Genomic DNA, 24,896 nt, shown 5'->3' on the forward strand with positions numbered 1-24,896 from the left:
GTTCTGCAAAGATCTTCGGCGACTTTTTTTGTGACAAATCTTCGCTTCTGCGTCCAAAGCTGGTATCATCAAATATCACTTCATCATGAAAAACAGACTTATTTTGGCCATAATCTTATCAGGACTCATGGCAAACGGCGTATCAGCCCAGGTAAAAAAAGATTCCCTGCAAAAGACAAATTCAACAAAAGTGATGCAGAATACAGTCACAAATGATTCTGTCAAAAACCAGCAAACGGTCAGGGATATTGCTGAAAAAGTTGTGGAATCAACATTTAGAAATTATCCGCAGCAGGCAGGACAGCCAACTATTATAATCAATAATATCATCGTCCCGCCAGATTACAAACAACAGCAGATTCCGGCACCTAATGAAAAAACTTCTTCATCATTTTCGGAATCAAAAGAAAATGAGGAATATCAGACCTGGCTCCGCGAAAAAAGAGCGAGACAGGAAACGCCTGTTGCAGATGATAATACAACAAGCCACGTTTCAGATCTGACAAATTCGAAATCAGAAAAGAAGAACATAACTTTTCAGCAACGATTTGCTGAGCGTCCGGTGAGAAATTCCGGAGCATGGGTGATTCCCGTGGTTGGCGTACATGCTTCTGCTTTCGATTCTGACGTAAAAAAGGATAACACCTCTGGCCGCACAGGCTGGAACGCGGGTATAGATATGAGATTAAGAGCAAAAAGATTTTTTGTGCAGCCAGGACTTCATTACTTGAATTCATCCATGGCGGTTACTAAAAAAGACAGTTTAACCGACACGAAGTTTTTCTCCGGTCCAAGAATTCATTCTTTGAAATTACCCGTTATGATCGGCATTTATTTGACCAAGGCAAACAGCGGCTTTTTTAAGCTAAATGTGAAAGCAGGAGCTGTTGGAAATTATATTCTTGCAGTGGATAAAAATAATCAAGCCAAATTCACAAAAGACAATCTTCATGAATACGCGTATGGTTTGAATGGAGGAATCGGAATGGAATTTGGACTGATCACTCTGGATGTAACATATGAAGGAGGAATTACTAAATACTTCAAGGACAGCAATGTTAAAAACAACATCCTGCGGGTTACGCTGGGGATTAAAATTTAAGGTTCAACAATTTTTAGGAATAAAGCTGCTCGCCACTCCGGTCAGCAGCTTTATTTTTTAGATATTTATGTTCTATATTGTTCCAAACAAGCACTTATAATCCAGACATGACGGTTACTGCACAAGATATTTCCAATTCCGCATCAACAAAAAAACGGTTCCTGATCACCGGTTCAAACGGGCTACTTGGTCAGAAACTGATTGAGTTATTAATCAAAGATTCTTCCATCGAAACGATTGCCACGGCACGCGGAGAAAACCGGCTGCCATTTCATGACGGCTATACTTACCACGCGATGGACATTACGGACGCTGCTCAGGTTGAAGCGGTTATTGCATTAACAAAACCGGAGGTAATTATTCACACAGCCGCCATGACAAACGTGGATCAGTGTGAAGCGGAAAAAGATGCGTGCTGGAAACAAAATGTAAATGCGGTAGAATATCTGGTGTCATCCTGTAAAAGACATGATGTTTTTCTGGTCCATGTTTCCACGGATTTTATTTTTGACGGAACTGCCGGCCCTTATAAAGAAGATGCTGAACCGAATCCGATCAGTTTTTATGGATGGAGTAAGTATGCAGCTGAAAAAGCGGTAACTCATTCTGATATAAAATGGGCGATTGCACGGACGGTATTAGTTTATGGAATTGCGCATGATATGAGCCGCAGTAATATTATTCTTTGGGTAAAAAAATCGTTGGAAGAAGGTAAAAATATCAAAGTAGTAACGGATCAATTCCGCACGCCTACCCTGGCAGAAGATCTGGCAACCGGTTGTTTTTTAATTGCTGATCAGAGAGCAGAAGGCATTTTCAATATTTCAGGTAAAGAACTTTACACGCCATATGAAATGGCAATTATTGCCGCCGATTATTTCAAACTGGATAAATCTTTTATTTCTCAAACAGATAGTTCTGGTTTTTCACAACCCGCACGCCGTCCGCCGAGAACTGGTTTTGATCTGACAAAATCTGAATCTGTTTTGGGTTACAAACCGCATAGTTTTGTTGACGGAATTGCTTTGCTGGCTAGTCAGATTGGGTGATTTCAGATAATTAACTAATGATATTTTGACTTTTTATTCGCGTTGCAAACGCTAAACCATGCTCACCCTGCGTGGGCCGCCCCGAGTGCAAATCGGGGCGGCCCACGCAGGGTGAGCATTTTTCATTTCTTCACTTCGTCTTTGTAAATCATTACTTCACTTTTTCCATCCGCTTTAATGTAACCGCGGTACATTCCTTCGCTATTGAATGGCATTGCGAAATTCCCGTTTCTGTCAAGCGCAATCACCCCGCCTTCGCCTCCGCGTTCCACAAGCTTTTTCATAACGACTTCATCCGATGCATCTTTCACAGACAAACCTTTATATTCCATCAAAGCAGAAATATCAAAAGCTACAACAGATCGGATGAAAAATTCACCATGACCGGTGGCTGATACTGCACAGGTACTATTGTTTGCATAGGTCCCGGCACCAATAATCGGTGCATCACCAATACGCCCATATCTTTTGTTCGTCATTCCGCCTGTTGAAGTACCGGCTGTCAGGTTTCCAAATTTATCCAAAGCCACACATCCAACGGTTCCGTATTTTTTTCCTTCTGTAAAAATCAGATCTTCCTCTTTTGCAAAACCGGTTTTTGGTTTCTTTTGAATTTCTTTCTTTGTGTTCTCGGTATGATCAAGCTCTATCTTTTCTTCTTCTTTCGCTTTTAATAAGGCTTTGTAGCGTGCTTCTGTATAGAAATAAGACGGATCGACGATTTCCAGACCTTGTTCTTTGGCAAATAAATCTGCTCCTTTTCCGGCCATTAGTACATGCGGAGATTTTTCCATGACGGCAATTGCACCACGAATTGGATTTTTGATTGTCGTTACACCTGCAATTGCACCAGCTTTCAAAGTTTTGCCATCCATGATCGCGGCGTCCATTTCGTTCTTTCCTTCATTCGTAAAAACAGCACCTTTTCCTGCGTTGAAAAGAGGGGAATCTTCCATAACCATAATCGCGGTTTCAACGGCTTTTTCACTGGTTCCGCCTTGTTTCAAAACTGCATAGCCTTTTTGTAAAGCGATATTTAAAACTTCGCGGTATGCTTTTTCCTTTTCCGGAGTCATGTTGGCCCGGGTTATGGTTCCTGCTCCGCCGTGAATTACGAGAGTGATTTTGTCAGAATAATCCTGTGCGAAAGAGGTCTGAATGAATAAAAAGAAAATGAATATTGAAGAAATTAATTTCATAGAAGTGAATTTGGTTGGTTTTTTAACTTTCTCAAATTTAGGAGTTTTTCAGGTTTATTTCACGCAAAGCAAAAAAGGAAGGGGCACAGACCGCAAAGCTTTTACTTCGCGGTCTGTGCCCCTTTTTCTTCCCTTCTTTGCGTGAAACCTTTAATCTAAATCTTAATACAACTTCTCATAATACTCCCGAGCCATCCGATCAGAATTAAACGGTTCGTTCACATCATTCATACTATTCAAAGTAATCCGGTCCCACTCTTTCTGATTTTTATAATAAGTCGGCAATACTTTGTTTTCAATCAAATCGAAGAAATTATCACAATCCGTTTTATTAATATCATCACCTTCTGCCACCGGGACGATAAAGGAATTTTCTCCGTCTTTGGCAAATTCACAAATCCAGCCATCATAGGTAGATAAATTTATCGAAGCATTCATTGCCGCCGTCATTCCGCTGGTTCCTGATGCTTCACGGGTCACAACCGGCGTATTAAGCCAGACATCCGAACCGTCCTTTAACAGTTTTGAAAGTGCTAATTCATATCCGGTCAAAACCGCCATGTTATCAAAATAATGACTCAGGTAAAAAAGATGATTGAATGTATTAATAGCGCCTTCATCTTTTGGATATGGTTTGCCTGCCCAGATAATTTGAATAGGGAGATCCTTATTTTTTAGAAGTTTTTCAAAACGGGCAACATCCCAGGTCAAAATATCAGGACGTTTGTAAGCAGCAAACCTCCTTGCCCATACGATGGTCAGCACATTAGGATCAAATATTTTTCCGCACTGGTCCGCAACTGTTTTGAAAAGAATACTTTTAAGTTCTTTTTTTCTGGCTGAAATCGCTTTGGAATCTTTTTTGATTCTTGCCTTTTCCAGCGTTTCGTCCACCCAATAAGTATTATTCTGCGCATTGGTGATGTGTGTGATTTCACAAATTCCCGGATAGCTTTTCCACATTTGGCGGGAAACTTCTCCATGCAACTTCGATACTCCATTTGCTTTTTTACTTAACCTTAAAGCAGCAAGCGAATGGTTAAAAATGTTATCCTTAATCCCTGTAATTTTCCGAACTACATCCATTTTTAATCCTGAAAAGAAACCCAGATTTTCGAGGAAATTTATATCATGTTTTTCATTTCCTGCTTCTTCCGGTGTGTGGGTTGTAAATACCATTCGCTTCTTTAACTCCGGAAGTTTTTTGTATTTCTGGTACAAATAAAATGCGGCAGAAATGGCATGTGCTTCGTTGAAATGATAAATATCCGGCTGATATTTTAGTTCGTCGAGCAGCTTTGCTCCACCAATTCCCAACACCATGCACTGAGCTACTTTCATCGTCACATCCGAGTCATATAAGGAATAAGAAACTGCCCGGGTTTGTTCGTCATTTCCATCCACATCCGTGGTCAGGAAAAACATGGGAGCAGTACTAAAAACTTCCGGAGCAAGATAATAAGCCCTAACCCAAACCTGTTTCCCTAAAATGGGAATCTGGAAATTGATGCCGGTATCTGTCAAAAAATGATATATTTTTTCATGAAACTGCGGTTCCATGCTATTGTCTCGTCTTCGTCCCTGATCATAATACCCATATTTCCAGAGCATCCCGATACCTATTAAGTTCTGACGCAGGGCATATACGCTTTTCATATGTGAGCCCGCCAGAAAACCCAATCCTCCCGAATAAGATTTTAAAGCCTGGTCGAGGGCAAATTCCATTGAAAAATAGGCGACTGATTTTGTATAGTTTTTATCCGGTGTGAACGGATGTTGAAAGGGCACAGAAAATGGCTGATTCATCGAACGCTGATTTAAATGAAAGAAATTTTCTAAGGCTTCGGATGCATTTTTTCATAATGCAATCGAAGTAAATCCTCGCCGAAATCATTGGTCAGATCCCGGACGACGGTGTGGATATGGTTTGCGTTGTTTTGGGTATTGTCAAATTCGATGAGGATTGTCGGCCCCTGAATCCGATAATAAAACCCCGCTCTCTCTTTTATTTCCGGATCCACATTACCCATCCAAGCAAAATGTATGCCATCAAGCCCCGATTTCTGTAATTTAACCATTTGTTGATCTTTCAAAGTCACGTGATAACGATTCAGATAAACGGCGATAAGCTCCTCAAATAGTGCTTTTTGTGCAGTGGTCATATCCTTCATCGCCATGCCTTCGGTTTTCACGACAACCAGATTACTCCGATTATTTAACGACAAAATTTCCCAGGGCGCTTTTTCTGCTAAAATCACTTTTTTTCGTTGTGAATCTGAGAAAGAATGAAGCAGCTGAAATGCAATATCCTGTTCATCTTTCAAAATCCGTTTTCCTTTTTGAGGGACATCAGCCAAAACTTTTCCCGGATTTGAACCCATAAAACCCGGTGTAAATGTGATGACACCGTTGACGGATGTAAATTGTAATGAAACATGATGGCCTTCCATACGCCAACCCCAGGGCTGTTTCATGTCGGGTGTACCAAAAACCATAAAAGAATAATTCTCCGGATCTCGGTATGTATCGTTTGAAGGACGTTTTTCAACAACACGCAGCACATTTTCCAGATCAACAATATCCAGCGTTTTCTGATAACCATTCGCGCTCATGACCAGCTTCACCATTTCAAAAGCTTTGGCCCGTTGTGCAGGGTTCATATTTCTCAGGGTCAGACCTTTTCTGGTTCTTGGTACGTAATGCCAGTCAAACCGAATGGTATCTTCAAAAGAAACGCATGCTTCCTTTACTTGTCCCGCGTCCAGTGATTTTACAAAATCATTTACGACGACTATCATTTTCCCGGAAAGCACTTTGTCTTTTGAATCCGCAAAAATCTGATTTAGAGATAAAAACAGAAGAAAAGTAAGGCAGAAAAATCTGTGACGTGGTTTATAAGATTTCATGGTTTCCGATGTTTTTTAGTTCAAACAAAAGAAACCCTTACTGTCGATTATACTCTATTATTCTCCATCATGCAGCGTGACATATTGCGCTCCGCAGATAAAACTTCCATTTACCAGCGAGACTTTATTATATAAAAACGGTTCGCCATTCAAAGTTGTCATTTGTCCGCCGCTTAATGTCAATATTGCTTGTCCCGCAGCCGTATCCCACTCCATAGTCGGATTTTGACGAAAGTAAATATGCGCTAAACCTTCCGCAAGCAGACAAAATTTAAGGGAACTGCCAATAGCAATTTTCTTCACAACCGGATACCTGGCCAAAACTTCTGTTTCCTCCGGTGCTGCATGGGAACGGCTTCCGACAGAAATCCAGTCGGTACTGTTTTTATCAACTTTTAAAGCGGTTTTAACTCCATTGGAATCAATTTTCCAACCGCCAGTCTCCTGATTTGCGTAGTACATAGTATCAGTCACCGGGATATAAATAATTCCTAAAACGGGTACGCGGTTATGAATCAGCGCAATATTGATCGTAAATTCTCCATTTCGGTTTATGAATTCCTTCGTCCCATCCAGCGGATCCACACACCAGAAATATTCCCAGTTTTTACGTTCTTCGTAAGAAACATGTAATTCCTCTTCCGACATGACCGGAATATCAGGTGTCAAAACTTCCAGTCTTGCAACGATCAAATTATTGGACGCCTGATCCGCCAGTGTCAACGGTGAGTGATCTGCCTTGTACTCCACCTCCTCCGACTTTTCAGCGTCATAATAAATATCCAAAACCACCTTTCCGGCGTCTCTGGCTATTTCCAGCAGTTTGTCAATATCAAGTTCCATAGTGTATATTTTTCAAATCCCATTCAGGAATATAATAAAAAAGCCTGCCTGAAAAGAATTCAGACAGGCATCATTTCAATTTTAATTCCTATTATTTTCCAAACAACCTGGCCCAGAAACCTTTGGCTTTCGTTTTCGTTTCTTCCAGTTTTTCAGAAGCTGCAACTTTTAGTTCTTCAATTTCAACTTCTGCTTTTGCTTTCAGTTCTGCCGCCTTTTCCTGCGCTTCCGCCAGTTTTTCAGAAGCGATCTCCTTTGCATCTTCAAATTTCTCAGCCGCAATTACCTTTGCATCTGCAAATTTTTCAGTCGCATCCTCTTTCAGATCAGCAAACTTTTCAGCAGCTTCATCTTTCAGATCTTCAAACTTACCTGCCGCTTCTTCTTTCAAAGCACCAGCGCGACCTTGCAATTCAGAAATAACTTCTTCAGCCTTCACTTTTCCGGCTGCGATATTTAGTTCTACCTCGTTTTGAAGTTGCTCAACTTTTGCAGAAAAACCGGATTTTACTTCTTCCACTTTCTCAGCCGCCTCTTCTTTTACTTCCGCTGCTTTTTGAACAACTTCGTCTTTCACTTCCACGGCTTTTTCCTGTGCTTCGGTTACTTTTTCACCGGCTTCGGCTGCAAGTTCTTCTGCCTTGTCAGATGCTTCAATTTTCGCATCCTCAAATTCAGTTTTAACTTCTTCTATTTTTTCCTCTGCAACTTCTTTATAAGCCTCAGCTGATGCAGCGACATCTTCTTTTACTTCTGCCACAACTTCTTTTGCATCATCAATTTTATCAGAAGTATCCGCTTTCAGTTCCTCTACTTTTTCTCCTGCCTCTGCTTTAAGTTCTGCCGTTTCACTTTTCACTTCCTCAACCTTTTCTTCCGCAGCAACTTTCAATTCCTCCGTTTTGTCTTCCGCTGTCGCAGCAAGTTCAGATGCTTCACTTTTCGCATCTTCAACTTTATCTTCTGCAACTTCTTTATATTCCTCGGCCTTAACTTCCGCCTCCGCTTTTAATGCTGCGGCATCCGTTTTCACTTCCTCAATTTTTTCTTCAGCTGTTGCTTTTGTCTCCTCAACCCCAAGTTCCGCCGCATCTTTCACATCTTCTCCAATTTCCTCAACGCTGTCAGCAGTTTCGTCTTTCAATTCGGTTGATTTCGCTTTGATATCTTCGATTTTTTTATCCAATGATCCTTCGGATGGTGTTGGTTCTTCATTAGCTGCCATAACTGCTGTTGTTGATTAGGATTGAATAAGTTAGAAAAGGTTGAATGCGTAAGCTACAAAGGAGTTCCGAACGTTGCAAACAAACGCAGACCTTTTTGCTATGATAACCTTCTAATGATCAATTTTTTAACGATTTCGTAGAAGATATCCGGCTGAAGGGTGCGCCAGTTATCGATCTGCAAAGTTCCGCCGAAGTTTAGATAATAATCCAGGCGATAGCGTTTCCATTCTTCCTGCACATGGTCCCTGAAATTTACGGCAGCAATCCAGCCGTCTTCGATGTCATCAAACCATTCAGCATAATAGTCGTCCTCACTGCCGTGAAAATTCAAAACATTTTCACCCAACAGAATAAACTGGTTAATTCCTTCATCGATCAGGGGCTCAACCACCTGCCGTTTCAGATACATAATATCGTTGTGCAGGGCATCGTTCCATTCACCCATAAGCTCAATAATGGCAAAATGTTTGTTATAATCTGCGAAAAGAATTTTGACGTAAAGTGTCTCCGAACCGATCTCATCCCAGAGCGGATGAATGTAATAACCATAAATCGCATTTTCGTAATAATCAAGATTGTAAGTCCTGCCATAAAACGGCGAACGGCGATCCCGACTGGCAACATAATGCTTCTCCCAATTATAATATGGCTCAATCTCCTGCATATTTTTAGTCGTTGATTAGTACCCGCAGATGATTTTAGCTGCATGCTTAATTAACGTAAATTGGGGGTTTGGGGGTTCAGTTTTATTGGAAGACTTATGGGAGATAACGTAATTATATTTCTTAACTTCTAAAAGAAATTTATTGATTACAGTTAATTGAATAAAAAGTTAAACGGAATTTAAAGCCATATCTTAAAAAATAAGGTTTGGAATCAAGTGTATATCTTTAAAGTACCAGTTCTACAATAATTAGCTCTTCTTCGCCATAAACTCTCCGGACGCAACACCGTTGAAGAAGCATACGCCGCTATTGAAAACCGCCTTACGGATGGAGAAGTAGTGAAATTCAGGACAACTAAAAGTGCCTCTGGACTTAAATCCGAAGGCACTTTTTGTATTCGCCTTCTACTGATACAGTTGCGTCAAAATTTTGCAGATTGTCAATTATTAGCTTAATAATTCGTTGAATATGCAGCAGGTCATTAATATATTTGCTATAATTAACAAATACCGGAACAAATAACAACTCAACACTATGGATGCAATAGATTATTTACGTGAGGAGATAAAAACATACTTTCCGGAATCTTCTGAATTGCAACTTTCCGGTGAGTTTGCCCAGCGCCGACGATTTAATTTTTACTTTAAAATAAAGGACAACTCCGCTTACCTGCTTTACTTAAACTGGGATGGAGAATATGACCAGTTTATTCTGAAATGTCTGGAATTTACCAACGCCGAAATTCTGGAAAAATTAATTGCCCAGTATCCCCTAAATGGCGCAAAAACTTTCAACCTCGGACAACCTTGTCTGGCAGTTTCATTTATATACCGCAGCGAAAACAGATTGGCAGTTCTGGATTTTAAAGGGCCGGTTGACGCAGAAATTCATTCCAGAGAAATTTCAGGAAATAAGTTAATGACGTGTGTTGATCCGGATTTGATTAAAAATTAAATGTGATTTTTAGAAAAGCATTTTTTATTAAATCCGGTGTCTTTTCCATTTAACAGCAATGGAAGAACCTTCTGCTAACATAACTGAATCGGGTTTTATGTCTTTCAAAAAATCGAAATCTTCTCCATACATCGCAGCAAAATTGCAGTTGATTTCATAGTTAATCACCTGATTTACATTCCACCGGTCGTGCTGAATATTGTATTCTTCCGTTGCCTCACTATCAATTTTGGTATAACCGTAATAATGTTCAAAAATGAATTCTTCTATACTTCCAGCTTCCATAGGAATACTTGCCCGTGAAGCTTCCGTATAAATTGAATTCCATTCGCCATTAATCTTCCAATCAAATTTTATCTACCCCGTGGTCTGTGTCCTCACAGACCCTTCAAATATCGGAGCCTAAGAAGCCCAGCAGTCCCCAAACCAAGCCCTTAAAACTTCAACAAAAAAAGTGGATGCAAATCAAAGATTCACATCCACTCTAAAAAACAAACCTGTGACCGCGACGGGAATCGAACCCATATCTAGAGTTTAGGAAACTCCTATTCTATCCGTTGAACTACGCAGTCAAAATAATTGGTATCCATATTCCTATGAATACCAATCGGGGTGCAAAATTGGAAAAATTCCGATTCAATTACAAGTGATTATTCTTCTGATTGCACAGCAGAATATCCCAAATCAAGCCAGTTTGGATAAATTGCGAAGTGTTTTGATTTTACCGCAGCAAATAACGTGTTGCGTAGCTCTTCCATATTTTCTTTTTTGGCAGCAGAAATAAATACGACCGAATCTGCTTTATGGGCCAGGTAGCTCTTTTTCAACTGATCCAAAACGCTTTCATTGGAAGCTTCTTCGGGAACAATATTTCCTTCATCATCCCACTCCTCTGCTTTTGGAGCCGGTTTGTATAAATCTATTTTATTGAAAACAAGGATCGTCTGCTTATCCGCCGCTCCGATTTCCACCAGAGTATTGTTAACAACTTCCAGATGCTCTTCATAAGATTCATGGGAAATATCAACCACGTGTACCAAAATGTCAGCCTCACGCACTTCATCCAGAGTGGATTTAAAAGATTCGATCAGCGTAGTTGGCAACTTCCGTATAAAACCAACGGTATCAGTCAATAGGAATGGAATATTTTCCATATTCACTTTCCGAACCGTAGAATCTACGGTGGCAAAAAGCTTGTTTTCAGCAAAAATATCGGATTTTGAAAGTGCCTGCATCAGCGTTGATTTCCCAACGTTGGTATATCCGACAATCGCAACACGTACCAGACGGTCACGTTCCTTGCGTCTTGTCATGCTCTGACGATCTACTTTTTCAAGTTTTTCCTGCAAAAACGCAATCCTGTCTTTTACAATACGTCTATCCGTTTCAAGTTCCGTTTCCCCGGGACCGCGCATACCTACGCCCGCCCCTGACTGACGACTTAAGTGGGTCCAAAGTCTGGTCAGTCGTGGATACATATATTGGTACTGCGCCAGCTCAACCTGTAATTTGGATTGTGCCGTTTTAGCACGCATCGCGAAAATATCAAGGATCAGCAGACTCCTGTCAAGTACTTTTATATCTTTAAAAACAACTTCAAGGTTACGCACCTGCGAAGGCGAAAGATCATCATCAAAAATGATCATGTCCACAGGATTGGCGGTCACGAAAGTATTTATTTCTTCAAGCTTTCCTTTTCCAACATAAGTCTTGATATCAGCACGTTCCAGATTCTGAGTGAATTTGTGCAGGGTTTTAACACCAAGCGTCGCAGCCAGAAAATCCAGCTCTTCAAGGTATTCTTTTGTTTTTGCACTGGTTTGTTTTTGTGTACTTACAGCTACCAGCACAGCTGTTTCCTGCTCAACGGCAGTAGAAAATAACTTACTTTTATCAATCATTCAGGATACATTTTTTTCAGGCTTTCACACATTCCTGAGCTGACCCAGTGGCAAAAGCATCCCTTTTTTAACAGAAAGGGTAAATTAAGAACGGATTATAAACCTCAAAAGTTCAGGCTCAAACGGCATGAAGTTACGACTTAGACAAATAGTATTCCAGTTTTTTATTTGAATATTAAAAAAACAGTTTTGTATCTTTGCCAAAATCGCTCTAAGCCTATGTTGGTGTTCATCCTCGGTTAATTTTTAGCCACTCCGTCTTTACATATCCTTTCACAGGATTTTCCATACTGCGTTTCTGAAACGCAGATATTCTATTATTAATCAGAATTTTACTTTTTATACATGAAAAAGTGGTTTCAACTGCTTCGTCAGGCTTTAAGCGGGTCCGAAGAAAGTTTTACTGATGGCAGCATCAACCGGGCAATTTTCCTTCTTTCCGTTCCCATGATCATGGAAATGGTCATGGAATCTCTTTTTGCCGTTGTTGATATATTTTTTGTTTCCAAAGTTAGTATAGAGGCGGTTGCAACTGTCGGACTTACCGAATCGGTTATTACGCTGGTTTATTCCGTAGCGATTGGGTTAAGCACAGCCGCAACCGCAACCATTGCCAGACGTATAGGCGAAGAGAACATGGCGCAGGCACGGGTAGCAATCGGACAGGTTATTTTAATTTCACTTGCCATTTCCTTACCCATCGCTGTTGCAGGTTTTGTCTTTGCAGGTGATGTATTAAGTACAATGGGGGCAGATCCCAATGTTATCAAAACCGGAACCGTTTTTGCTCAAATCCAGTTTCTGAGCGCCCCGGTTGTGATTTTACTGTATTCATTAAGTGGTGCTTTACGTGGTGCCGGTGCAGCGGCGACAGCCATGCGATCACTGATTATAGCAAATTGTTTAAATATGATCCTGGGTCCAACGCTGATTTTTGGCTTTGGCATTATTCCTGCTTTTGGGGTCACCGGGGCAGCTATTGCGACTGCTTTAGGCCGCTCCATTGGTGTTGGTTATCAATTATATTCATTAACACGTGTTAATAAAGCTTTGGCGTTTGTCTGGGCCGATTTGAAACCGCACAAAGAAACGATTGTCAGCATGCTAAAAGTTGCCGCTGGCGGAACGGGGCAGTTTTTAGTCTCTTCCGCAAGCTGGATTTTCCTTACCAGAATTCTGGCAGAATTTGGCAGTGATGTTGTTGCCGGTTATACCATTGCGATTCGTGTAATCATGTTTACGCTTTTACCAGCCTGGGGTTTGGCAAATGCAGCGGCAACTTTGGTCGGACAAAACCTGGGTGCGGGAAAACCGGAACGTGCAGAAATCTCGGTATGGAAATGCGCCTCATACAATTTGTTTTTCCTGCTCGGACTTTCCATTTTAATGTTTGCGGGAGCAGAAAGCATTATTGGCTGGTTCAGTCCGAATATTGAAGTCATTCATACCGGGAAACTGGCCTTGCGCGTTTTGTGTCTCGGTTATGGATTTTATGCTTACAGTATGGTAGTAATCCAATCGCTAAATGGTGCAGGTGATACAAAAACGCCAACCGTTTTAAATTTAATTTGTTTCTGGTTACTCGAAATCCCGTTGGCTTATGTGTTGGCAATATTTTTCGCACTTGGCCCAATTGGTGTTTTTATTTCAGTACCCGTTGCTGAATCAATTTTGGCATTGCTGGGCATATGGCGATTTAGAATGGGAAAATGGAAAACGGTGAAGGTTTAGCGGTCGGCAGTCGGCTTTCGGCTTTCAGATGATGGAATTGAACAAAGTTGTTACTCATTCAGTTGAATGTCTGAACTGGTATAAACATCAGAATCTAATAAGCTGAAAAGCCGACTGCCGAAGTTAAAATTATCATCCTTATGTCCACTGACTCTTTAAAGATTCGTCAATATATCGAAATTCATTTCTCCTTTTTTGAAACAGCTTTAAAGGAAAAAATAGAAGAAGTTGCTATTCTGAAACATTTTCCGGCAGGAGAATTGATCATGCGTCAGGGACAATATTTTAAACATACCGTACTGATCGCAGAAGGTCTTATCAAACTGTACCGTGAAGGCCACGACGGTGAAGAAGCTTTCATCTATCATTTAAATCCAGGGCAAGCCTGCGCTTTATCCATTATATGTGCCGCCAAACAGGAAACCAGCCAAGTCCTCGGCAAAGCGGTTGAAAATACTGTGGCTATTTTAATACCGGTTCCCGTCATCGACGAACTGATGAAAAATTATAAAAGCTGGTATTATTTTGTTTTGGAAAATTACCGGGAACGTTTTGATGAATTACTGCTTTTGCTGGACCATGTTATATTCAAAGGAATGGATGAGCGCCTGGAATTTTATCTTCAAAATCAGGTTAAACAAAAGGGGAGCAATGAGCTTACTGTCACGCATCAGGAAATCGCACTGGATTTAAATTCTTCACGTGAGGTTATTTCCCGTCTGTTAAAGAAAATGGAAATGGATAAGAAAGTCAGGCTCAACAGAAATTCTATTGAATGGTTAAATTAATTTCTGACAGTGATAATTGTCACAGACTTGCTTTTTTTTTCTGTCGAAATTTGTCAAAATCAGTAGAAATAAAAATGGAGATTGTTGGCTATCTGGCATCTATACTTGCAGGCTTATCGTTAGGATTAATCGGAGGAGGCGGATCTATTCTGACCGTTCCGATTTTGGTTTATTTATTTTCTGTCAGTCCGGTAAATGCCACCGAATATTCACTGTTTATTGTTGGAATTACCAGTCTGATCGGCGTAATTCCTTTATATCGGGAAAAATCCATCGATTTCAGTATGGCGGTAAGATTTGGAATTCCTTCTGCGCTGGCTGTCATATTTGCCAGAAAAGTAATTCTTCCGGCCATTCCCGAAGAAATTATTTTATTCGATTCTGTCATTATTCTGAGACGATTACTAATCATGCTTTTCTTTGCCATGGTTATGATCGCAGCATCTCTGTTTATGATTTTCAGAAAAGAAAAAAGTGAAACAGAACTGATAAATAAAGTCAAAAACAGTTTAGGATTGATTTTAGCCGAATCAATTTCTGTTGGCACAATCTCAGGAATTTCCGGAGCTGGCGGTGGTTTTCTTATTATTCCACTTCTGACTATTTTAAACAAAGTCCCGATGAAAAAAGCCATTGGGACTTCACTGCTTATCATTGGCGTACAGTCAATGATTGGTTTTTTCGCCGGCTTACCTGCTGCAAATCCGGATTGGGATTTGTTGTTAAAAATTACCACCTTATCAGTATCAGGCTTTTTTACCGGAAATTATTTATCTGTAAAGTTCTCAGCCAGGACACTTCGGAACACCTTTGGCTGGTTCGTTCTGTGCATTGGAATTTATATTATCCTGAAAGAGTTACATTTTCTAATGTGGTAGGTTTTCGGATTTCCAGTTTCATGATGACAAATATCATCCACTCTTATCAACTTTTATTCGAAATTTGAGTATTGGTTAAATATAACCTTTCGGAATTTCTCTTCGGGACTTTCCAAAAACAAAGCAATTATGATGAAAATCGAACAGATATATACCGGCTGTTTAGCTCAGGGAGCTTATTTTATTTCTTCCAACGGTGAGGCGGCAGTCATTGATCCATTGCGTGAAGTAGCGCCTTATATCGAAAAAGCTGTCAAAGCAAACGTGAAAATCAAATACGTTTTTGAAACCCATTTTCACGCGGATTTCGTTTCCGGACATATTGATCTGGCAGAAAAAACGGGAGCAGAAATTGTTTACGGACCAAAAGCAAATACCGGTTTTAAAGCACATATCGCAAAAGATGGCGAAATCTTCAAATTGGGCGATATCACAATAAAAGTTTTGCACACGCCCGGACATACGATGGAATCTTCCTGTTATCTGTTGTCTGATCAAAACGGAAAAGAAATCGCGCTTTTCAGTGGCGACACCCTTTTTATAGGTGATGTGGGCAGACCGGATCTTGCGCAAAACGGAGAAATAACCCAGGACGATCTGGCTGGAATTTTGTTTGACAGTTTGCGTACAAAAATCATGACTTTGCCTGATGATATTACCGTGTATCCGGCTCACGGCGCAGGTTCTGCTTGCGGAAAAAGCATGAGCAAGGAAACCAGTGATTCTTTGGGCAATCAAAAAAGATTCAACTATGCGCTTCGTGCGGATATGACGAAGGAGGAATTTATTAAAGAAGTAACAGCAGGATTAACCGAACCTCCTCAATATTTTCCTGAAAATGTGAAAATGAACCGCGACGGTTACGAAAGTATAGATGATGTTTTGGAACGAGGTGATCACGCATTATCTCCGGATTCGTTTGAAACAAAAGCAAATCAAACCAGTGCTTTGATTTTAGATACCCGAAAACCGGAAGATTTTGCCAAAGGTTTTATTCCAAATTCCATTAATATCGGCATCGACGGCGGATTTGCTCCCTGGGTTGGTGCGCTTATTCCGGATTTGAAACAAACCATATTATTGGTAACCGATCCGGGACGGGAAGAAGAAGTAGTAACACGCCTGGCACGTGTTGGTTATGACTATGCCATCGGGTATTTAAAAGGTGGATTTAATGTCTGGAAAAAATCAGTAAAAGAAGTGGATACGGTAATTTCTCTGCCAGCCCAGGAATTTGCAGATCGTTATAATGAAGGAGGAATTAAAGTTATCGACGTAAGAAAACCGGATGAATTTGAAGCCGGACATGTGGATGGCGCAGAAAATATTCCTTTGGATACGATCAATGAAGGTATGGGGAACTTATCAAAAAATGAAACACTTTATGTGCATTGTGCCGGCGGTTACCGTTCAATGATTGCAGCTTCTATTTTAAAATCGAGAGGGTTTGATCATGTGGTGAATATTGAAGGCGGTTTTGGAGCGATTCAGAAGACGGAAGTGGTTTTGAATTAATTTTGAACATTATTAAGTTTCAACAAATTCATCGCCAGAGCAGGAGGCTCCTAAGGAGCCGGACAATCCTTATTTACACATAATTTCTATAAACAGGAAGCCCGTATCGGGCTAATTACTAGGAAATTTCTATAAATTCAGCCCGGTAAGGGCTTCCTGTTTATAGCATCCAAGATGAAAAATATGTCCGGCTCCTTAGGAGCCTCCTGTTGATATGCAGGTTTAATTAAATCTCGAAACAAGAAAAGGTATTAACATCATACAACATTCATATGGAAATCTTCGAACTCATCCGCAAACCCTGGCCTTGGTACATCGCCGGGCCGCTTATTGGTTTTACAGTTCCGATTTTACTTTTACTAGGAAATAAATCTTTCGGGATTTCTTCTTCCTTACGTCATATATGCGCCGCTGTTATTCCTGCCAACATTTCTTTTTTCAAATACGACTGGAAAAAAGAAGCCTGGAATTTATTCTTCGTTGCGGGAATAACTTTGGGTGGTTTTGTGGCCACTTATCTGCTGACAAATCCTGATTCATTGATCGTTGCAGAATCCACAAAAGCCAGTTTAACTCAATTAGGAATAACAGATTTTTCAGGATTAATGCCGGCCGATATCTTCTCAGTTGAAAATATTTTATCTTTAAAAGGATTGATCTTTTTCGTTTTCGGAGGGTTTCTGGTTGGTTTTGGGACACGTTACGCTGGAGGCTGCACATCCGGACATGCCATTATGGGACTTGCCAATTTGCAATGGCCTTCGCTGGTAGCAACGATATTTTTTATGGTTGGCGGTTTCTTTTCAACCTGGATTCTGCTACCCTGGCTTTTAAACCTGGTCAGATAAATATTTTCCACTGAAATTAATTGAATACTATGACAACCATTAAAAATAGCTCTGCTGCGGAAATTGAGCTTTTAGATAAAAATGAAGACAGTTATGACGGTACCAATCAGCAGTCAAGAACTGAAAGTTTTATCGGCAATTTGAAATACCTGATCGTCGGTGTATTTTTTGGAATCGTTTTTGTCAAAGCGGAAATCGTTTCCTGGTTCAGGATTCAGGAAATGTTCAGGTTGGATTCCTTCCATATGTATGGCGTGATCGGGTCGGCAGTTGCAGTGGGTTTGATTTCTTTACAAATCATCAAAAGATTTAAAATCAAAACAATTAGCGGTGAAGAAGTAAGTATACCACCAAAACACTTTAATAAAGGACAGATTTACGGAGGGTTTTTATTCGGCCTGGGCTGGGCAATTACAGGCGCTTGTCCTGGACCATTATTTGCACAAATCGGAAGTGGTTTTCTGGTTGTAATAATAACCTTGCTGAGCGCAATTGCAGGAACCTGGACTTACGGATTGTTACGTTCCAGACTCCCGCATTAACATTACAGTTTTCTTGCAATAAGATATAATTGTTCGTCTCCCAACATAAATGGATCCGCTTCCAGATTTCCAAAAGCGCCAATAACTTTCAGTCCAGCAGATTCAAACATAAATTTGAGTTCGGCCAAAGTATAAATATGCTGACGAACCGTATGTGTTACTTTTTCAGTCCCCGAAATAAAAGTCTGCTCAGCTTCTATGTAACCTTCTTCCGGATAATATTCATTTTGAGCGAGATAGACGATATCACTCTGCACCGGCATCCAGTTTCTTATCTGATAATTGGGAAAAATACTTTCCGCAAGATTTTCAGTATGAACAGCAAACTGACCGCCAGGAATTAACAGATCAGAAATCTTTTGAAGAAATTTCTGCATATCCGGACGCGGAAAAAAGCTGAAACTGTTTCCAAAACAGTAAGCCGCATCGAAAGATCCGGCCTCAAAAGAAACGGCAAGAATATCTTCACAAACCACAGCAACAGGCAAACTTTCCTGCTCAGCAATTTTTTCTAACTCTTCACAATATTCCGTTGATAAATCAACGCAGGTAAGCTCGATTCCCTGATCTGCAAGCGGCAAAGCATGACGGCCATAACCAGCCATGACATCGAGAACCTTGTTTCCTTCTTTCAGATCAAGTGTATCCCGCAAAAAATCGACTTCAAATTCCGTATACTCTTCGTCCTGATTTAACTTCCATGCCTTCTGCGGCAAACCTTCAAAATATGTATGATACCAGGCCAATGTGCTAAACAATTTAATTCCCACAAAAATAGTCAATTTTATTAAACGCAGAGTTTTGGGAGTTATACGCTGAGTTCGGGAATTTTTGTTTTTGTCAGTTTAACAAGAGAACTCCCCTAAACGCTGCGGAAAACTTCCAATACCTCCGCGTTAAAAAAACAAAACTCACCGTACTCTGCGAAAAACTCCGCTAACTCTGCGTTTAAATGTTTTTTAGCAGTAAAAAAGATGGTTTTCTTCCTCTTAACTCTTTTTCGATATACATTTAGTCTTTCAAGGCTAAGACGTTATTCCATACCAAACAGTTATTCAACCTGATGACCCCTAAAAACTTTTTACGAAAACCACTTCCGATACTGGCATTAACCGCCGTTGTGGTCGTTTCCTGTATGAAAATGGCTCCATCGACTACCAAAATTTCCAGCAAACCGATGGTGATTAAGGAAGATCCAGCCACTGGAAAAGCCAGAGCTAAGGAAATCCGTGACAATACGGTTATAAAACTTGCCGATGGATTAAAACTTGACCTTTGGGCATCAGATTCTCTGGCACCAGATCCGGTTGCCATTTCCATTGACGATAAGGGAAGAGTTTATCTCAATAGAACAAACAGACAGAAAAACTCTGAATTTGATATCCGCGGTCACCGTAACTGGATGACGCCTTCCATTGCTTTGCAATCTGTTGAAGATCGTCGTGCGTTTTTGCGCAGCACTTTTGATCCTTCCAAAAGCAAGGAAAACGAATGGCTTAAAGATTTGAACGGCGACGGCTCACACGACTGGAAGGATCTTACCGTTGAAAAAGACGAAGTATGGCGTTTGGAAGATACTGACAATGACGGTATCGCAGACGTTTCCATGCGCATTTTGAGTGATTTCTTTGAAGAAATTTCAGATGTTGCCGGCGGTTTGCTGGTTCGTGCACAAGATACTTTTGTAGCCATCGCTCCTGATGTCTGGAGACTGAAAGATACCAACGGTGATGGAATTCTGGATCAAAAAACATCCATTAGTCATGGTTATGGTGTACATATTGGATTCGGCGGTCACGGTATGTCAAATCCGATTGAAGGTCCGGATGGGAAAATTTACTGGAACATCGGTGATATCGGAGCCAACATTACAACCAAAGAAGGTGAGAATTTCAAACGCCCTAATGAAGGAATTATCGCAAGATCAAATCCCGACGGAACTGATTTCGAGATTTTTGCAGGTGGTTTGAGAAATACGCACGAATTCGTTTTTGATGAATACGGTAACCTGATAAGTTCTGATAACGACGGTGATCATCCCGGCGAAAGCGAGCGTCTTGTTCACGTGGTTGAAGGTTCGGACGCCGGCTGGCGTTCAAACTGGCAGTACGGAAAATATACTGATCCAAAGAATAACAGCTATAAAGTATGGATGGACGAGAAATTATATGTTCCGCATTGGGAAGGTCAGGCGGCCTACATCATTCCTCCTATCCAGAATTTCCACAACGGTCCAACGGGAATGCAGTACAATCCGGGAACGGCTTTGGGATCAGAATGGAAAAACAAGTTTTTCCTGGTTGAATTTGTTGGTAACCCTGCACGTTCGCCAATCTGGTCATTTGGTTTGAAGCCAAAAGGTGCCTCTTTCGTGCTTGATGGAGAAAAAAATATTTTGAACGGAATTCTGCCAACCGGTATTCGTTTCGGTCCGGATGGAGCACTTTATGTGGCTGACTGGATCAATGGCTGGGATACGAAAAACTACGGGCGCGTTTGGCGACTGGATGTAACGGACAGCAAAAATGATCTGAAAGCGTTGCGACTTGAAACAAAACGTTTGATGCAGCTGGATTATACCAAACAGGCTGAGTCAATGTTGTACACTTTGTTGTCAAATCAGGATATGCGCATCCGTTTGAAAGCGCAGTTTGAACTGGCTTCCCGTGGTGCAAAAGGTGCTGCGGAATTAAACAAAGCCATTACGGCAACCGGCAGTCAACTGGCTCGTATCCATGGAATTTGGGGTATCGGACAATTGGCGAGACAAGACAAAGCTTATGCAAATACTTTGTTCACTTTATTGAAAGATGCTGATCCGGAAATCATTTCGCAGGCTGCAAAAGTTTTGGGTGATGCAAAAATCGCAGAAGCGGGTCCTTTGCTAATTCCTTTACTGACTGACAAAAATCCTCGTGTGAAGTTTTTCGGCGCGCAGGCTTTGGGGCGTATCAAAGAAAAACAAGCAGTTACTGCGTTGCTTGATATGATCAAAGCGAATAAAGATGAAGACCTTTATTTAAGACACTCGGCAGTTCTTGCCCTTTCCCGGATTGGTGAAGTAGAACCGATTGTTGCGCTTGTTAACAATCCTGACAAATCGCTACGTATCGCCGCCGTCTTGGTATTGCGCCGGTTGAGCAGCGACAAGGTAAGTTTGTTTTTGCAGGACAAAGACGAATATGTAGTAACAGAAGCTGCTCGTGCGATCAATGATGATTTATCGATTGAACCGGCTCTACCTGCTTTGGCAGCAATTTTGAAAGAGAAAAGATTTACTTCTGAGCCTTTACTGCGCCGTGCGATCAATGCATCCCTGCGTGTAGGTGGCGATGAACAATTGGACAATCTGATTGCTTTTGCTAAAAGAAAAGACGTAAGTAATGAACTGAGAGCGGAGGCACTGGCGACTTTGGGTAGCTGGGCAAATCCATCAGTTCTGGATCGCGTTGACGGTCGCTACCGGGGCGTAATTACCAGAAATCCTGAAATTGTTAAGACAAAAATAAAACCTCAAATCAGTTCACTTTTGCAGGAAGACGATGCTGCCATTTTAATCGCAACATCTCAGCTGGTAAGCGAATTGGGAATTTCTGACAATAATGCGACGCTGGCTAAAATCCTTGACGATAACAAAAATCCGAAAGTAAGAGCCGCTATGTTAACTGCCTTGCATGACCTGAAATATTCAGAAATGGAAACGGTTATGAAAAAAGGGATGACCGATCCGGATGCTGATGTTCGTACTTCTGCATTGGCTTTGGTGAGCAGTGTAAATATGTCAAAAGAGACACTTTCAGATATTTCCAAGACGATTTTTGAAAAAGGAAGTATCAAGGAGCAGCAGCAAATGTTGCGTGTTTTAGGTGGTTTGCCAGTTGCCAAAACTGAAACAATTTTTGATGGTTTGATTGGTAAAATGGCTTCAAAAGAACTTCCTAATACTTTGGCTCTTGACCTTGGTGAAGCTGTGGATTCAACAAAATCAAGTACATTAATCGCCAAAATGGCTCCAATGCGCTCTACCGGAACAACGGTTGCAGATTATCAGGAATCACTTTATGGCGGAAATGCCATGCTGGGACGCAGATATTTCATGACGAGTTCGCAAGCAGAATGTACACGTTGTCATTCCATCGGTGGACAAGGCGGAGCAGTTGGTCCGTCACTTTCCAAAATTGGTTCAACTTTGACAAGAGAACAAATTCTGCAAGCGTTGATCGAGCCAAGTGCGAGATTATCCCCTGGTTTTGGTATGGTGGTTCTGACACTTAAAGACGGACAAACCGCATCAGGAATTCTGTCAGAAGAAAACGCACATGAGCTTGTACTTAAAACTTCGGAAGCCGAGCCTTTGAAAATCCCGGTATCAAGAATTGCAAAACGCGATAATGTTCCTTCCAGTATGCCTCCGATGGGTTCAATCATGTCCAAAAGAGAAATTCGGGATGTGGTTGAGTTTTTGTCTGGGTTGAAATAGGTGTTTAAATATTTGAGAATACCTGAGAAGTCAAGTTTTGAAAACTTGACTTCTCTTTTTTATAGCTCTTCCGATTTTACTTAATCGAATATCATCCGTCAAACTATGGTATTGAAAGTAAGCCATTAAAAATGTATATTTGATTATACATTCACACATGAGAAATATGAACGAAATACTTTTTATTGTAGAGCAGGAACAAGACGGAGGTTTTATTGCAGAAGCCAAAGTTAATGATAATGAGCAAATTATAACGGAGGGTGATAATATCGAAGAACTTAAATCTATGATTAGAGAGGCTTTGGAATGTCACTTTGAGAATTCTGAAGATATGCCAAAAACTGTACGCCTTCATTTTATAAAGGACGAAGTATTTGTTATTTAGAATTTTCTTAGAATTTACACACACTACATAATGATCCTTAAGAATCTAACAGGGCAAGACCTTATCAAAAGGCTTGCTCAATTTGGATATATCGCTGTCCGCCAGAATGGAAGCCACATATGAATTAAAACGTCTCTGAATGGAACCCATTCAGAGACCATTCCAAATCATAAACCTTTAAGAGAAGGAACTATCAACAAGATACTTAAAAATATCGCTGATCATTTAGAAATTCCCAAAATGGATCTTGAAAAATTGTTATTCAATAACTAGGTGTATAAATATTTTATTACCGGTTTAAAGGGTATATCCGAGAGAAGTCAAGTTTTAAAAACTTGGCTTCTCTTTTTATTTCTAAACCATCCTATTTCCAGAAACCTAACCCATTCCAACCGGCACGATATTCATAATAAAAAATTAAAAAAGGTATATTTGAAAACACTATTTGAGATAAAAACAATACCTTTTCAAGTAAACCTCATCATCAACTAAATGGAATTAGAAAAAAAGGACGCAACTATTCTCGACAACGCGATTCAGTTCTGGCAGGAGACGAATAAAATCACGCCGGAGCTTGCTGAGGATTTACGAAATAGCTACCAGCTTCGCAATTCCAATGCGGATACGATTACCTGGTATGCCTTTATCTCGGCGGTTTCTTGTGGTCTGTTGGCATTTGGGGCGTTAGTTATTGATGAAAAGTGGATTGAATTGCTGCGTAATAAATGGGGCTTTTCAGAAACCATTGTTGGAATCGGATTTTCGTTGTTAGCCATCGCCTTCGTTATTTTAGCCAAAAGAAGAAAACTAAAATACCCGACTGCAAAGGCTAGTAACGAAACTTATACAATCACCATTATTTTAAGCGTAGCCATAGCCATCGCATACTGGACACGGAGTTTTGCTTATTTTGAAGGCAATTATGCCAGACCATTACTGATCGCTGCCGTCGCTTATTTCATCAGCGCAGCTTACCTGAATTCTCAGCTTTTATGGACGGTGATGCTTTTGACAATTGCAGGTTGGTGGGGAGCACAAACCTATTTCTGGACGGGTGGAAACTGGCGTTTTGCAGGAATGAATTACCCATTAAATATGACCATATTTGGGCTTGTCATCTGGTCATTGTCCTGGGTTGTTGCTAAAATAGATTTACTCAAATCCTTTACACCAGTCACTTATTCAATTGGTTTATTCCTGTTTCTTCTGGCAGCCTGGACACTTTCTATTTTTGGAAATTATGACGATTTAAGCCGATGGACGGTTATTCGACAGGGAACGCTTTGGTATTGGGCTGTGGGTTACACCATTGTTTTGGGTGCACTAACAGCTTATGCTTTTCAGGTTAAAAATGACGTTTTGCGGGATACATGCCTTATCTTTTTCCTTCTTAATATTTACACCCGCTACTTTGAATATTTCTGGGACAGAACCAACAAAGGAATTTTCTTTGCTATACTTGCGGTCTCTTTCTGGTTTGTTGGTAAGAAAGCAGAACAGTGGAGAAACAAGGATAAAAAGTTAGCCTGACATTGAAATTACAAGATGAGAGAAAAAAGACTAATCCGGCAGAACGAAAAAGATCTGATCGAATTTCTGTTAAATCAATTAAACCTTAACCCTGAAGAATATCCAGTTGATGAATATGTTGACGAATATGAAGACGGGAAAATGGGAAGTATCAGTCTGGGTGGTGACGTTTCGGCTTATGCCGGCGATTTAATTCAGGTTGAATATGTTGATTCGGATGAAACTCCGGTTGTCATTACCTTAACGAAAGACGATAAAGGTCATTTGCTGGATCTTGATTTCTGGAAAGTGGATTTTACCAAACTTTTAGAATATCCCACGCCGGATAAAATTATTCTGAGAGGCAATTTGTAG

22 protein-coding genes and 1 tRNA gene are annotated in these 24,896 nt (G+C 40.6%); 13 read left to right on the plus strand and 10 right to left on the minus strand.

Features of this window, described 5'->3' with window-relative positions:
- The first annotated feature begins 85 nt into the window (after window positions 1-85).
- Both IEE83_RS24885 and IEE83_RS24890 read left to right on the plus strand, forming a co-directional pair.
- Window positions 86-1,102, plus strand: coding sequence for a porin family protein (locus tag IEE83_RS24885; RefSeq protein ID WP_194123174.1), 1,017 nt, complete (start codon window positions 86-88; stop codon window positions 1,100-1,102).
- A 107-nt stretch (window positions 1,103-1,209) separates the two neighbouring features.
- The gene (locus tag IEE83_RS24890) at window positions 1,210-2,151 is read left to right on the plus strand and encodes an SDR family oxidoreductase (protein ID WP_194123175.1); all 942 of its coding nucleotides are present in this window, start codon (window positions 1,210-1,212) and stop codon (window positions 2,149-2,151) included.
- Between the two features lie 122 nt (window positions 2,152-2,273).
- Here the strand turns inward: IEE83_RS24890 and IEE83_RS24895 are convergent, their stop codons facing one another.
- From IEE83_RS24895 to IEE83_RS24920, 6 genes are all read right to left on the minus strand, one after another.
- Window positions 2,274-3,350 carry an isoaspartyl peptidase/L-asparaginase family protein gene (locus tag IEE83_RS24895; protein WP_194123176.1) on the minus strand — a complete coding sequence of 359 codons (1,077 nt, stop codon included), beginning with the start codon at window positions 3,348-3,350 and terminating at the stop codon, window positions 2,274-2,276.
- Window positions 3,351-3,512: 162 nt separating this feature from the next.
- Window positions 3,513-5,156, minus strand: a complete 1,644-nt coding sequence (gene glgP, locus IEE83_RS24900) for an alpha-glucan family phosphorylase (protein ID WP_228101963.1) — start codon at window positions 5,154-5,156, stop codon at window positions 3,513-3,515.
- A gap of 29 nt (window positions 5,157-5,185) precedes the next feature.
- Window positions 5,186-6,256: a DUF3500 domain-containing protein gene (locus IEE83_RS24905; RefSeq protein WP_228101964.1), complete on the minus strand. Its 1,071-nt coding sequence runs from the start codon at window positions 6,254-6,256 to the stop codon at window positions 5,186-5,188.
- A 57-nt stretch (window positions 6,257-6,313) separates the two neighbouring features.
- Window positions 6,314-7,099 carry a 3'(2'),5'-bisphosphate nucleotidase CysQ gene (gene cysQ / locus IEE83_RS24910; protein WP_194123177.1) on the minus strand — a complete coding sequence of 262 codons (786 nt, stop codon included), beginning with the start codon at window positions 7,097-7,099 and terminating at the stop codon, window positions 6,314-6,316.
- 91 nt (window positions 7,100-7,190) lie between these two features.
- Window positions 7,191-8,324, minus strand: coding sequence for a hypothetical protein (locus IEE83_RS24915; protein WP_228101965.1), 1,134 nt, complete (start codon window positions 8,322-8,324; stop codon window positions 7,191-7,193).
- A gap of 98 nt (window positions 8,325-8,422) precedes the next feature.
- A complete protein-coding gene (locus IEE83_RS24920; protein WP_194123178.1) occupies window positions 8,423-8,989 on the minus strand; it encodes a hypothetical protein in 567 nt (188 codons plus the stop codon).
- Between the two features lie 535 nt (window positions 8,990-9,524).
- Here IEE83_RS24920 and IEE83_RS24925 point away from each other — a divergent pair.
- Window positions 9,525-9,944, plus strand: a complete 420-nt coding sequence (locus IEE83_RS24925) for a hypothetical protein (RefSeq protein ID WP_194123179.1) — start codon at window positions 9,525-9,527, stop codon at window positions 9,942-9,944.
- A gap of 27 nt (window positions 9,945-9,971) precedes the next feature.
- Here the strand turns inward: IEE83_RS24925 and IEE83_RS24930 are convergent, their stop codons facing one another.
- The 3 genes from IEE83_RS24930 to hflX form a co-directional block, all read right to left on the minus strand.
- Window positions 9,972-10,301 carry a DUF2071 domain-containing protein gene (locus IEE83_RS24930; protein WP_310588580.1) on the minus strand — a complete coding sequence of 110 codons (330 nt, stop codon included), beginning with the start codon at window positions 10,299-10,301 and terminating at the stop codon, window positions 9,972-9,974.
- A gap of 143 nt (window positions 10,302-10,444) precedes the next feature.
- Window positions 10,445-10,516 (minus strand) — tRNA-Arg (locus IEE83_RS24935).
- Between the two features lie 78 nt (window positions 10,517-10,594).
- Window positions 10,595-11,845: a GTPase HflX gene (gene hflX / locus IEE83_RS24940; RefSeq protein ID WP_194123181.1), complete on the minus strand. Its 1,251-nt coding sequence runs from the start codon at window positions 11,843-11,845 to the stop codon at window positions 10,595-10,597.
- A gap of 345 nt (window positions 11,846-12,190) precedes the next feature.
- Here hflX and IEE83_RS24945 point away from each other — a divergent pair, with 345 nt between their 5' ends.
- The 6 genes from IEE83_RS24945 (at window position 12,191) to IEE83_RS24970 (ending at window position 18,147) form a co-directional block, all read left to right on the plus strand.
- A complete protein-coding gene (locus IEE83_RS24945) occupies window positions 12,191-13,576 on the plus strand; it encodes an MATE family efflux transporter (RefSeq protein ID WP_194123182.1) in 1,386 nt (461 codons plus the stop codon).
- A gap of 140 nt (window positions 13,577-13,716) precedes the next feature.
- Entirely contained in the window at window positions 13,717-14,364 is a 648-nt protein-coding gene (locus IEE83_RS24950; RefSeq protein ID WP_194123183.1) for a Crp/Fnr family transcriptional regulator, read from the plus strand.
- A gap of 50 nt (window positions 14,365-14,414) precedes the next feature.
- Entirely contained in the window at window positions 14,415-15,242 is an 828-nt protein-coding gene (locus IEE83_RS24955; protein ID WP_228101966.1) for a sulfite exporter TauE/SafE family protein, read from the plus strand.
- A gap of 132 nt (window positions 15,243-15,374) precedes the next feature.
- The gene (locus tag IEE83_RS24960; RefSeq protein WP_194123553.1) at window positions 15,375-16,757 is read left to right on the plus strand and encodes an MBL fold metallo-hydrolase; all 1,383 of its coding nucleotides are present in this window, start codon (window positions 15,375-15,377) and stop codon (window positions 16,755-16,757) included.
- A 272-nt stretch (window positions 16,758-17,029) separates the two neighbouring features.
- Window positions 17,030-17,605 (plus strand): YeeE/YedE family protein, encoded by a 576-nt coding sequence (locus tag IEE83_RS24965; protein ID WP_194123184.1) that lies wholly within the window; start codon window positions 17,030-17,032, stop codon window positions 17,603-17,605.
- Window positions 17,606-17,634: 29 nt separating this feature from the next.
- A complete protein-coding gene (locus IEE83_RS24970) occupies window positions 17,635-18,147 on the plus strand; it encodes a DUF6691 family protein (RefSeq protein WP_194123185.1) in 513 nt (170 codons plus the stop codon).
- A 2-nt stretch (window positions 18,148-18,149) separates the two neighbouring features.
- Here IEE83_RS24970 and IEE83_RS24975 read toward each other — a convergent pair whose 3' ends face one another.
- Window positions 18,150-18,917: a class I SAM-dependent methyltransferase gene (locus IEE83_RS24975; protein WP_310588568.1), complete on the minus strand. Its 768-nt coding sequence runs from the start codon at window positions 18,915-18,917 to the stop codon at window positions 18,150-18,152.
- A gap of 293 nt (window positions 18,918-19,210) precedes the next feature.
- On the opposite strand from IEE83_RS24975, the gene IEE83_RS24980 reads away from it, so the two are divergent.
- From IEE83_RS24980 to IEE83_RS24995, 4 genes are all read left to right on the plus strand, one after another.
- Entirely contained in the window at window positions 19,211-22,627 is a 3,417-nt protein-coding gene (locus IEE83_RS24980; RefSeq protein ID WP_194123186.1) for a DUF7133 domain-containing protein, read from the plus strand.
- Window positions 22,628-22,793: 166 nt separating this feature from the next.
- Window positions 22,794-23,012: a type II toxin-antitoxin system HicB family antitoxin gene (locus IEE83_RS24985; protein WP_194123187.1), complete on the plus strand. Its 219-nt coding sequence runs from the start codon at window positions 22,794-22,796 to the stop codon at window positions 23,010-23,012.
- 492 nt (window positions 23,013-23,504) lie between these two features.
- Window positions 23,505-24,542, plus strand: a complete 1,038-nt coding sequence (locus IEE83_RS24990; protein WP_194123188.1) for a hypothetical protein — start codon at window positions 23,505-23,507, stop codon at window positions 24,540-24,542.
- Window positions 24,543-24,557: 15 nt separating this feature from the next.
- Window positions 24,558-24,896: a DUF6984 family protein gene (locus IEE83_RS24995; protein ID WP_194123189.1), complete on the plus strand. Its 339-nt coding sequence runs from the start codon at window positions 24,558-24,560 to the stop codon at window positions 24,894-24,896.

The organism is Dyadobacter subterraneus, assembly GCF_015221875.1.
GTDB classification, from domain to species: domain Bacteria; phylum Bacteroidota; class Bacteroidia; order Cytophagales; family Spirosomataceae; genus Dyadobacter; species Dyadobacter subterraneus.

Bases quoted from the DNA above. Each gene is read 5' to 3' on its own strand.
- IEE83_RS24915 (WP_228101965.1), bottom strand. From the start codon at position 8,324: ATGGCAGCTAATGAAGAACCAACACCATCCGAAGGATCATTGGATAAA.
- IEE83_RS24905 (WP_228101964.1), bottom strand. From the start codon at position 6,256: ATGAAATCTTATAAACCACGTCACAGATTTTTCTGCCTTACTTTTCTT.
- hflX (WP_194123181.1), bottom strand. From the start codon at position 11,845: ATGATTGATAAAAGTAAGTTATTTTCTACTGCCGTTGAGCAGGAAACA.
- IEE83_RS24990 (WP_194123188.1), top strand. From the start codon at position 23,505: ATGGAATTAGAAAAAAAGGACGCAACTATTCTCGACAACGCGATTCAG.
- IEE83_RS24945 (WP_194123182.1), top strand. From the start codon at position 12,191: ATGAAAAAGTGGTTTCAACTGCTTCGTCAGGCTTTAAGCGGGTCCGAA.
- IEE83_RS24895 (WP_194123176.1), bottom strand. From the start codon at position 3,350: ATGAAATTAATTTCTTCAATATTCATTTTCTTTTTATTCATTCAGACC.
- IEE83_RS24970 (WP_194123185.1), top strand. From the start codon at position 17,635: ATGACAACCATTAAAAATAGCTCTGCTGCGGAAATTGAGCTTTTAGAT.
- IEE83_RS24960 (WP_194123553.1), top strand. From the start codon at position 15,375: ATGAAAATCGAACAGATATATACCGGCTGTTTAGCTCAGGGAGCTTAT.
- IEE83_RS24885 (WP_194123174.1), top strand. From the start codon at position 86: ATGAAAAACAGACTTATTTTGGCCATAATCTTATCAGGACTCATGGCA.
- IEE83_RS24950 (WP_194123183.1), top strand. From the start codon at position 13,717: ATGTCCACTGACTCTTTAAAGATTCGTCAATATATCGAAATTCATTTC.
- IEE83_RS24985 (WP_194123187.1), top strand. From the start codon at position 22,794: ATGAACGAAATACTTTTTATTGTAGAGCAGGAACAAGACGGAGGTTTT.
- IEE83_RS24995 (WP_194123189.1), top strand. From the start codon at position 24,558: ATGAGAGAAAAAAGACTAATCCGGCAGAACGAAAAAGATCTGATCGAA.
- cysQ (WP_194123177.1), bottom strand. From the start codon at position 7,099: ATGGAACTTGATATTGACAAACTGCTGGAAATAGCCAGAGACGCCGGA.
- IEE83_RS24965 (WP_194123184.1), top strand. From the start codon at position 17,030: ATGGAAATCTTCGAACTCATCCGCAAACCCTGGCCTTGGTACATCGCC.
- IEE83_RS24925 (WP_194123179.1), top strand. From the start codon at position 9,525: ATGGATGCAATAGATTATTTACGTGAGGAGATAAAAACATACTTTCCG.
- IEE83_RS24920 (WP_194123178.1), bottom strand. From the start codon at position 8,989: ATGCAGGAGATTGAGCCATATTATAATTGGGAGAAGCATTATGTTGCC.
- IEE83_RS24980 (WP_194123186.1), top strand. From the start codon at position 19,211: ATGACCCCTAAAAACTTTTTACGAAAACCACTTCCGATACTGGCATTA.
- IEE83_RS24890 (WP_194123175.1), top strand. From the start codon at position 1,210: ATGACGGTTACTGCACAAGATATTTCCAATTCCGCATCAACAAAAAAA.
- glgP (WP_228101963.1), bottom strand. From the start codon at position 5,156: ATGAATCAGCCATTTTCTGTGCCCTTTCAACATCCGTTCACACCGGAT.